General features: G+C 66.2%; 7 protein-coding genes. 4 read left to right on the top strand and 3 right to left on the bottom strand.

Annotated features, from left to right (window positions below):
* Nucleotides 1-7: 7 nt before the first annotated feature.
* Genes ACD584_RS15165 through ACD584_RS15155 form a run of 3 tightly spaced genes read right to left on the bottom strand, consistent with a single transcriptional unit; the run spans nucleotide 8 to nucleotide 3,663 of the window.
* Nucleotides 8-1,624, bottom strand: coding sequence for a pseudouridine synthase (locus ACD584_RS15165; protein ID WP_076035673.1), 1,617 nt, complete (start codon nucleotides 1,622-1,624; stop codon nucleotides 8-10).
* A complete protein-coding gene (gene scpB / locus ACD584_RS15160; RefSeq protein ID WP_175611448.1) occupies nucleotides 1,617-2,744 on the bottom strand; it encodes an SMC-Scp complex subunit ScpB in 1,128 nt (375 codons plus the stop codon). The genes ACD584_RS15165 and scpB overlap by 8 nt, the downstream gene beginning before the upstream one ends.
* A 13-nt stretch (nucleotides 2,745-2,757) precedes the next feature.
* Nucleotides 2,758-3,663 carry a ScpA family protein gene (locus ACD584_RS15155; protein ID WP_011037357.1) on the bottom strand — a complete coding sequence of 302 codons (906 nt, stop codon included), beginning with the start codon at nucleotides 3,661-3,663 and terminating at the stop codon, nucleotides 2,758-2,760.
* 366 nt (nucleotides 3,664-4,029) lie between these two features.
* Between ACD584_RS15155 and ACD584_RS15150 the strand changes: the two genes are divergently transcribed.
* The 4 genes from ACD584_RS15150 to ACD584_RS15135 all read left to right on the top strand — a co-directional run bounded on the left by ACD584_RS15150 (nucleotide 4,030) and on the right by ACD584_RS15135 (nucleotide 9,177).
* Nucleotides 4,030-4,329 (top strand): YciI family protein, encoded by a 300-nt coding sequence (locus ACD584_RS15150; RefSeq protein WP_042599254.1) that lies wholly within the window; start codon nucleotides 4,030-4,032, stop codon nucleotides 4,327-4,329.
* The gene (locus ACD584_RS15145; protein ID WP_070691336.1) at nucleotides 4,326-4,595 is read left to right on the top strand and encodes a BolA family transcriptional regulator; all 270 of its coding nucleotides are present in this window, start codon (nucleotides 4,326-4,328) and stop codon (nucleotides 4,593-4,595) included. The genes ACD584_RS15150 and ACD584_RS15145 overlap by 4 nt, the downstream gene beginning before the upstream one ends.
* 474 nt (nucleotides 4,596-5,069) lie before the next feature.
* Nucleotides 5,070-6,092: a LacI family DNA-binding transcriptional regulator gene (locus ACD584_RS15140; protein ID WP_050911454.1), complete on the top strand. Its 1,023-nt coding sequence runs from the start codon at nucleotides 5,070-5,072 to the stop codon at nucleotides 6,090-6,092.
* 106 nt (nucleotides 6,093-6,198) lie between these two features.
* Nucleotides 6,199-9,177, top strand: coding sequence for a TonB-dependent receptor (locus tag ACD584_RS15135; RefSeq protein WP_070691339.1), 2,979 nt, complete (start codon nucleotides 6,199-6,201; stop codon nucleotides 9,175-9,177).
* Nucleotides 9,178-9,258 lie beyond the last annotated feature (81 nt).

Genomic DNA, 9,258 nt, shown 5'->3' with positions numbered 1-9,258 from the left:
TTGTAGCTTAGCGACCGCGATTGCCGCCACCTGGTGGCCGACGGTTGCCGCCACCCGGGGGACGACCACCCGGACCACCTGGGCCACGCGGTGCGCCGCCCGGACCACCGGGACCACGATTACCGCCTGGTCCACGGTTGCCGCCGGGGCCGCCTGCACGCGCACCGGTCGGGCGCCCAGCTGCCGGACGTGCGGCACCATACGGGCTGAAACCCGGGTTGGCGTGATCGGACGGGAAGCTCGGCGCGTTGCCCGGGTGGCCGTAGGGGTGCTTGCGCTGGCCCTGACTTTGACCCTGCGACTGACCTTGCCCACCTGCCGCGCCGCGGCCCTGGCCGCCTGCGCCCGGGCGTGCGCCGCCCGGACCCTTCTTGGCGTAAGGACGCGGCTGGCCGGTGCCGGCGCCGCCGGGACCTGCGTTGCGGTGGCCGCTCGGGCCGGTGCTCACGCCATCGGGCACATACCAGCTGCGGAACGCGGCCGGGTTGCCGTCCGGCAGCGAGCGGTCGCCCTTGGCCGGGCCACGCTGCTTGAACGGGCGCTGCTGCGATTGCTTGGCAGCGGCTTCGCCGCTGACCGTCAGGCCGCCCTTGAAACCACCGGGCTTGCCGCGGCCACCACGGCCGCCGCGATCCTCGCGCAAGTTGTCGAAGCGGCGCAGCTCACGGCCTTCATCGGCGCCGGAGGTCTGGCCGTTGACGTAGGCATTGCTGCGGCCGTCGCGCGACACGTGCACGGTCGACTTGGCGGCGCGGCGCTGGCCGATCACCGGCTGCAGCGTCAGTGCCGACGGCGCACCTTCTTCCAGCTTGAGTTCGGCGCGCAGGGCGTCGACCTTTTCCTGTGCCAGTTCCACCGATTGCCCGCGCAACAGCTCGCGTGGCAGCGACACCTTGCCGTAGCGGGTGCGCTTGAGGCGGCTGACCTGGCAGCCTTGCGACTCCCACAGGCGGCGCACTTCGCGGTTACGGCCTTCCTTGACCACCACGCGGAACCAGTCGTGCGAATCGGTGCCGCCGATGCGTTCGATCTCGTCGAACTTGGCGCCGCCGTCTTCCAGCAACACGCCGCGCGAGAGACGCTCGATCATGCTGTCGGGCACCTTTTCTTCGCCTTCCGGGGCGCGCACGCGCACCACGTACTCGCGTTCAACCTCGTAGGAGGGGTGCATCATCGCGTTGGCCAGCTCGCCATCGGTGGTGAGCAGCAGCAGGCCGGTGGTGTTGATGTCCAGGCGGCCGATGGCGATCCAGCGCGAGCCCTTCAGCGCCGGCAGCGACTCGAATACGGTCGGGCGGCCTTCGGGATCTTCGCGGGTGGTCACTTCGCCTTCGGGCTTGTTGTAGACCAGCACGCGCGAGGATTCGGTCAGCGCGCTGGCGACGAAGCTGCGGCCGTCCAGTTCGATCTTGTCGCCGCTGCGCACCGACATGCCGGTCTGCGCGACGGCGCCATTGACCTTGATCAGGCCATCGGCAATGCGCTGCTCCAGCGCGCGGCGCGAGCCCAGGCCGGCCTGGGCCAGCACCTTGTGCAGGCGCTCTTCCAGCTTCGGCGCTTCGGGCGCGCTGTCGCGCTTGAGGGAAAGCTTGTTCAACGACAGCTTGCGGGGGGTGTCACTCATGTGTCTGGCTCCGGCCGACGCGTTCTGGGTCGGCCTCTGGGTCGGAATCGGCTTCGTCAACAGCCACGGTCGTCGTCGCGACGGCGTTGTCTTCGTCTTCGTTCACTGCATCCGCGCGCGTGCCCGGCGCGGTGTCGGGTTCGCCCTCGCGGGCGGTCTGTGGGTGGTGCGTGTTCGGGTCCTGCGCCGCGGTGGCCGCGGGGTGCTGCGGTGTTGCATCGATCGGGTCGTGCGCCTCGGCAGCGCTGTCTGCGCTGTCGCTGCCATGGCTCCGCGCTGCATCGGTGCCGGCGCCGGTCGTTTCGACCTGGGCGGCATCTCCGTCGGCTTGCGGCTCCACGTCTGCAGCTAGCGCTGCATCGGTGGGTGCTGCTGCGCCGTTGTCGTCGCTATCAACATCGGCATTCATTGCATCGCCGTGGTTGTCTGCTCCGGCGACATCATCAGCGTTAGCGTCGGCGTCATCGCTCTGTTCGCCATCAGCCTGCTCTGTATCAGCCGGCGCGGTCTCGTCTTGCGCCATCGCGGCCGCGGCGGGCACCGGGCCGTCCAGCTGGCCGTCGCGGTCCAGCGGCAGCTGCGGTTCCAGCTCGGCGATGTCCTTCAACTCTGACAATGGCGGCAGCTCGTCCAGCCGCTTGAGCCCGAAGTAGTCCAGAAAGCCCTTGGTGGTGCCGAACAGGGCGGGCTTGCCGGGCACGTCGCGGTGGCCCACCACGCGGATCCACTCGCGTTCTTCCAGGGCCTGGATGATGTTGCTGCTCACCGCCACGCCGCGCACCTGCTCGATTTCGCCGCGGGTGATCGGCTGGCGGTAGGCGATCAGCGCCAGGGTCTCCAGCGTGGCACGGGTGTACTTGGTGCGGCGCTCGGTCCACAGCCGCGCCACCCAGCCGTGCACGTCGGCCTTGACCTGAAAGCGGAAGCCGGACGCCACTTCCACCAGTTCCACACCGCGCTCGGTGCACCCCTCGCGCAGCAGTTCCAGCGCGCGCTCCACGCTGCCGGGCGGTGCCGGCTCTTCCTCGGGAAACAGCCCTTGCAGCTGCGCCAGCGTCAACGGCTGGCTGCTGGCCAACAGGGCAGCTTCGATAATGCGGGTGATCAGCGCTTGATCCATTCGGTGATCGGCTTCAGGTGGGTTCGTTGGCAGCGTCGCTGTCGTCGAATTCGCTGGAGAATTGCAACGGCGCATTGGTATTGCCCAACGCCAGCGACTTCACGTAGATCGGCGCCAGCGGCGCTTCCTGCACGATGTCCAGCAACTGCTCCTTGGCCAATTCCAGCAACGCCAAAAAGGTGACCAGCACGCCGAGCTTGCCTTCCTCGGCAGTGAACAGCGATTCGAATCGGTAGAACTTGCCGTCGTCCAGACGGCTGAGCACATCGCCCATGCGCTGGCGCACGCTCAGCGCCTCGCGCTTGATCGCATGCCCGGTAAACAGCTCGGCGCGTTTGAGCACGTCGTACAGCGCCATCAGCATTTCTTTCAGATCCACCGGCGGCGGCAGCTTGACCGCGGCACGTTCGGGCAGATGCGCCTGCACCGGCGCTGAGTCGCGGCCCATGCGGGGCAGGGTGTCCAGATCCTCGGCGGCCTGCTTGAACCGCTCGTATTCCTGCAGCCGGCGCACCAGTTCTGCGCGCGGGTCGTCTTCTTCGCCTTCCTGGCTGGGCGGGCGCGGCAGCAGCATGCGCGACTTGATCTCGGCCAGGATCGCGGCCATCACCAGGTATTCGGCCGCCAGTTCGAAACGCAGCTCCTGCATCACGTTGATGTAGTCCACGTACTGCCGGGTGATCTCGGCGACGGGAATATCCAGGATGTCCAGGTTCTGGCGGCGGATCAGGTACAGCAGCAGGTCCAGCGGACCTTCGAAGGCGTCCAGGATGACTTCCAGCGCGTCCGGCGGGATATACAGATCCTGCGGGATCTGCAGCACCGGTTGCCCATGCACGACCGCCAGCGGCATTTCCTGCTGCTGCGGTGGCGCGCTCGTGGCTGGCGGATTCGCGTCGTGCGCGAGTTCGGAATTCATCAGGTCGACATCGGGTCTTGCGGTCGCCGGCCACGGTACGGAGCCGTGCCTGCAGGGCTTTGCCTTGAGTTATTGCGATCAATGTCGTGCCTGCTTCGGCACGATCCCACAAATCCACATACGCCGGTCCGCATGCAATCAGGCGCCGCGTGGCAGGCGGCGACGGAACAGCGGGGAGGTCGTCTACGCGGGCCGGCGGTGGGCAGCGAATCGGCCGTCGAGAGAAGCGTTGAGCCTGGGCCGACGGGCCGCTGCGTCCGGTTGCGTGTGCAGTGGTGTCAAGGGTAATGCGTGGGTGGGGGCGGTGTCCAGCGCTGGCGCGGCTAGAATTGGCGGGGTGATCTTCCGATGTGGGCGAGGTGGCGTGTGTGGTACGTAATCGAAGGCTATGACCGGGCCGATGCCCTGGCGGCACGGCAGCAGGCGCGACCGGCGCATCTGCAGCGCCTGCAGGCACTGACGGCAGAAGGGCGGCTGTTGGTCGCCGGCCCATGCCCGGCAATCGACGCCGAGGACCCGGGCCCGGCCGGCTTCAGCGGCAGCGTGGTGATTGCCGAGTTCGCTTCACTGGAGGCGGCGCGCGCGTGGGCCGATGCCGACCCGTATGTGGCGGCCGGGGTGTATACGCGGGTCGACGTCCGCCCGTTCCGGCGGGTGCTGCCATGAGCCGGGTCGACCGCATCCGCGCCGCGCTGCAGGCCGCGCTGGCACCCGTCGAACTGGAGGTGGTCGACGACAGTCATCGCCATGCCGGGCATGCCGGCGCGCAAGATGGGCGTGGGCACTTCAATGTGCGCGTGGTCAGCAGTGTGTTTGCCGGCAAGGCGCCACTGGCGCGGCACCGTGCGGTGTACGCCGCGGTGGGCGAGATGATGCAGACCGATATCCATGCACTCTCGATCGAGGCGCTGGCGCCTGGTGAGTCCGGGTAGGGCGACCGTCCGGTCAATCCGGTTCTGCCGGGTTGGCCGGAAGCGATTGCGGTGCAGGAGCATGCTGGTTGCAGCTTTCTTGTGATCTCCAAGAGCGGGGCTGCAGCTGCCTGATCACCAAGCGGGTGGTCAGGCTGACGCTCGCCAAGCGCGCACGACTTGCGGCTTTGCCCAAGCGACTTAAGGCGCTGCTGGCCCCGCGCGATGCCTGCAAACACTGACCTGTCCGCTGCTGTCCATGCGTCAGTCGCGGCGTCATCCCGTGGCGCCAACGAGACCGGCGTCGCGCTTCGTCTGTGGAGCAATCGCTGCGGGGTTGTTGCGACGCAGCATACTTGTTCACGCGTCCATCACTTCTAGATGCTTGATCTGTAAGCGTTTTCACAAGCCCATTCACAGGGGTTTACGCCCCCGTATGAAAACGCTTACAGTCCGCGCCAGATTTTGGGAAGTCGGTCGCGGAGGGCGACCCGAATGGCCAAAGGTGCGGTCACCATCAAAGATGTCGCTCGAGAAGCACGCGTCTCCGTTGCCACGGTATCGCGGGCGCTCAACGGGCATGACAACGTCGCCGGGCCGGTGCGCCAGGTGGTCCTGGACGTGGCCGAACGGCTGCGTTACAGCCCGCATGCGGCGGCACGCAGCCTCAGCAGCCGGCGCACCCAGACCCTGGGTGTGGTGCTGCCCGATCTGTACGGCGAGTTCTTCTCCGAACTGATTCGCGGCATCGACGGTGCGGCGCGTGCCGCCGGCCAGCATTTGCTAGTTTCCAGCTACCACGGCGACCCCGAAGCCCAGGGCAGGGCGCTGCGTTCCATGCGCGGCCGCGTGGATGGCCTGCTGGTGTTGTCCCCGTATGCGGAGCAGCCGGGTTTTCTGACCGACAACCTGCCGCAGGCACTGCCCACCGTCCTGATCAACGCGCATCTGCCGGGCGCCGACTACCCGGTGCTGAGCATCGACGACCATGCCGGCGCGATGGCGATGACTGAGCACCTGCTCGCGGCCGGGCACCGCCGCATCGCCTTCATCGGCGGGCCGGCGCTGAACTTCGATGCGCGCGAGCGCTTGCGCGGCTTCCGTGACGCGATCGCCGGCCACGCGGGCGGAGCGGAGGGGCTCGAATTCGCCGGCGACTTCGACGAAGCCTCCGGCCATCGTGCCGGCCTTGCCATGCTGGCCGCCGGGGATCTGCCCGATGCGGTCTTCGCTGCCAATGACATGACCGCGCTCGGTTGCCTGTACGCCTTTGCCCAGGCGGATGTGTCGGTGCCCGACGACGTGGCGCTGGCCGGGTTCGACGACATCCCGCTGGCGCGCTTCGTGCACCCGGCGCTGACCACGATGCGGGTCAGCATTGCGCGCCTTGGCGAGCAGGCGATGACACGGCTGATGCGGCTGGTGGACCAGCCCGGCCACGACGACGGCATCCGCCAGTTGCTCACCCCGGAGCTGGTGGTGCGTGCGTCCTGCGGTGCCGGCGAGCCCGGCGCCTGACCCTTTTCGCGGACGTCCTGTCCGCTCCCGCTGCCACCCCCGCAGCGGTTGTTCCTGCAAGACCTTAGTGCCCACAACAACAAGATATCGATCCCTGGAGGGACCAATGAGCCACTACCACCCCCATTCCGCCAGCCCGGCGCGCAAGCTGCTCAGCTGCGCCCTGGCCAGCTGCCTGTTGCTGGGCGCCGCGCCCGCGTTCGCGCAGAGCACCGCTGCGACCATCCGCGGCCAGGTCACGGTCGACTCCGCACCTGCTGCCCAGGCCCAGGTCACCGCCACCAATCTGGCCACCGGCCTGACCCGCACCGTGCAGGTCACCAATGGCGGCTATTCGGTTGGCGGCCTGCCGCCGGGTTCGTACCGCCTGGATGTCACCGCCAATGGGCAGACCACCTCGCAGAACGTCACCGTGCAGGTCGGTCAGACCGCCACCTTGAACCTGGGCGTCGGCGGCGAGCCGGCCACGGCCGCAGGTGGTAACGCCACCACGCTGGACGCGGTGCAGGTCAAGGCGCCGCCGGTGCTGGTGGAGACGCGCACCTCCGAGAACGCCACCTATATTTCCAACGTGCAGATCCAGAACCTGCCGCGTGCCACGCGCAACTTCCTGGAGCTGGCCGACACCGTGCCGAACGTGCAGTTCACCCGTGATGCCAACGGCACCACCAAGGTGCGCTCGGGCGCCACCTCGGCAGAAGGCACCAACGTCTACATCGATGGCGTCAGCCAGAAGAACTACGTGTTGACCGGCGGCGTCAGCGGCCAGGATTCCAGCCGTGGCAACCCGTTCCCGCAGTCGGCAATTGGCGAGTACAAGGTCATCACCTCCAACTACAAGGCCGAGTTCGACCAGGTCAGCGGCGCCGCCATCGTGGCCTCGTCCAAGTCCGGCACCAACGATTTCCACGGCAGCTTCTTCTGGGATACCAGCAACGATGGCTGGCGCGAAGAGAGCCCGCTGGAGAAGAAGGCCGGCGTGCGCGACGACTTCGAGGAAACCCAGTATGGTGCGACCTTCAGCGGCCCGATCCTCAAGGACAAGGCACATTTCTTCATTGCCTATGAAGCCAAGGAATACACCACCCCCAACGTGGTGATTCCCGGCTCGATCTATTCGGACCGCATCGACCAGTTGCCGGCGCAGCTGCAGCCGCTGGTGGCCACCTACAGCACCCCATTCAAGGAAGACCTGTACTTCGGCAAGATCGACTGGACCATTGGCGACAACAACCTGTTCGAGCTGACCGGCAAGTACCGCAAGGAAGACGAGCTCAACGACGTCGGCCAGACCTCGACCTTCGAGCACGGTAGCGTCAACGGCCAGGAAGAAAAGCGCGCCAACCTGCGCTGGCAGTACAGCGGTGCCAACTTCCTCAACGAAGCCAACCTCAGCTACGAGAGCGCGTTCTGGAATCAGGCGCCGCTCAACGACGGCACGGGCTACGTGCTCAGCTACACGCCCAACCGTGGCAACGAGACCGACGTGCTCGCTGCCGGCGCCGGCAGCAGCTTCCAGCGCAAGGGCCAGAAGGGCTGGACCTTCCAGGACGACCTGACCTTGAACAGCCTGGAATGGCATGGCGCGCACACCGTCAAGATGGGCGTGAAGTTCAAGAGCATCGATCTGGATTCCACCCAGTTCAACCCGGCCAACCCGCAGTACTACTACAACATCCTCTCCGATGTCGAAACGCCGTACCGCGTGCGCTTCGGTGCGCCGTTGACCGAAGGCGGCGGCTCGGTGGTGTCCAAGAACAAGCAGTACGGCATCTACCTGCAGGACGACTGGGAGGTCAACGAGCACTGGACCTTGAACCTGGGCGTGCGCTACGACTATGAAGAAAGCCCGGCGTTCCTGGACTTCGTGACCCCGTCGGATGTGGCCGGTGCGCTGCAGAACTGGCCCAACCTGCAGAACGCCAACTACAACATCAACAACTTCATCAGCACCGGCAACAACCGCAAGGCGTTCAAGAACGCCTGGCAGCCGCGCCTGGGTGCCTCGTACGACCTGTTCGGCGACCAGGCGCATGTGATCTACGGCGGTGCCGGACGTGCCTATGACCGCAACATCTTCGACTACCTGGCGCTTGAGCAGCTCAACAACTCGTTCAATTCGTATAGCTACTACTTCACCAGTGCCAACAACCCGGCCTGCCTGGGCGACCCATGTACAGCATGGAACCCGGCCTACAGCACGCAGGAAGGCCTGAACACCCTCACCGCCAACAGCGCCGGCGGCGGTGGTCGTGAGGTCTACCTGATCGACAACAACATCAAGACCCCGTACTCGGACCAGTACAGCATTGGCATGCGCAACATGGTGCCGCTGTGGGGCCAGGACTGGTTCACCGATGTGACCCTGAGCCGGATCGAAAGTCATGACGGCTTCGCCTTCGTGCGCGGCAACCGGCTGCCCGACGGCTCGTTCTTCCAGCCGGGCACCACCTCCGGTTCGCCGAACGACGGCCCGGACGGCTATAGCGCGATCGTGCTCGGCACCAATGGTGTGGAAACCCGCAACAACCAACTCGCGTTGCAGATCGAGAAGCCCTACGACGAAGAGTCGGGCTGGGGCCTGACCGTGGCCTACACCTTCTCCGATGCCAAGGAGAACCGCCAGTTCGGCGAGCATTACGCACTGGACCGCGAGCGCGTCGAAGACTACGGCTGGCGCGAGGCCGGTGGTATTGCCAAGAACCGTCTGGTCGTAACCGGCATCTACGAGCTGCCGTATGAGATCAAGCTGTCCGGCAAGTTGTCGCTGGCCAGCCAGACCGCGCGCTACGGGCAGAACTGTCTGGCCGGCAACGACCAGTGCTACATCGTGCAGTTCAAGCCGGACGGCACGCTGGGCTACAAGGAGTTCAGCATTGCGGCCAATAAAGAATGGGATACCGGTGGCGGTGTCAAATTCAACGTCCGTGCGGATATCCTCAACGTGTTCAATTGGGTGAACTACGCCAACTTTAACGGTGAGACCGGGACACTCGGTGACTTGAACACGGCATACGGCACGCCAACCGGCGTGCTGGCATCGCCGATGCGCACCTTCCGTCTGGCCTTCGGTCTGAACTGGTAAGGAGCACGCGACCGTCCTGGCAGGTGCCAGGACGGTCGAAGTCGGCGCCCGGATAGGGTAGGTTTGCGTGCGAGATGTAAT

The organism is Xanthomonas sp. NCPPB 2922 (assembly GCF_041520885.1).
Classification (GTDB): domain Bacteria; phylum Pseudomonadota; class Gammaproteobacteria; order Xanthomonadales; family Xanthomonadaceae; genus Xanthomonas; species Xanthomonas campestris.
The sequence above is the reverse complement of the archived record's forward strand: the minus strand, read 5'-3'. Positions and strand labels throughout refer to the sequence as shown.

Bases quoted from the DNA above. Each gene is read 5' to 3' on its own strand.
- ACD584_RS15165 (WP_076035673.1), bottom strand. From the start codon at position 1,624: ATGAGTGACACCCCCCGCAAGCTGTCGTTGAACAAGCTTTCCCTCAAG.
- scpB (WP_175611448.1), bottom strand. From the start codon at position 2,744: ATGGATCAAGCGCTGATCACCCGCATTATCGAAGCTGCCCTGTTGGCC.
- ACD584_RS15155 (WP_011037357.1), bottom strand. From the start codon at position 3,663: ATGAATTCCGAACTCGCGCACGACGCGAATCCGCCAGCCACGAGCGCG.
- ACD584_RS15145 (WP_070691336.1), top strand. From the start codon at position 4,326: ATGAGCCGGGTCGACCGCATCCGCGCCGCGCTGCAGGCCGCGCTGGCA.
- ACD584_RS15140 (WP_050911454.1), top strand. From the start codon at position 5,070: ATGGCCAAAGGTGCGGTCACCATCAAAGATGTCGCTCGAGAAGCACGC.
- ACD584_RS15135 (WP_070691339.1), top strand. From the start codon at position 6,199: ATGAGCCACTACCACCCCCATTCCGCCAGCCCGGCGCGCAAGCTGCTC.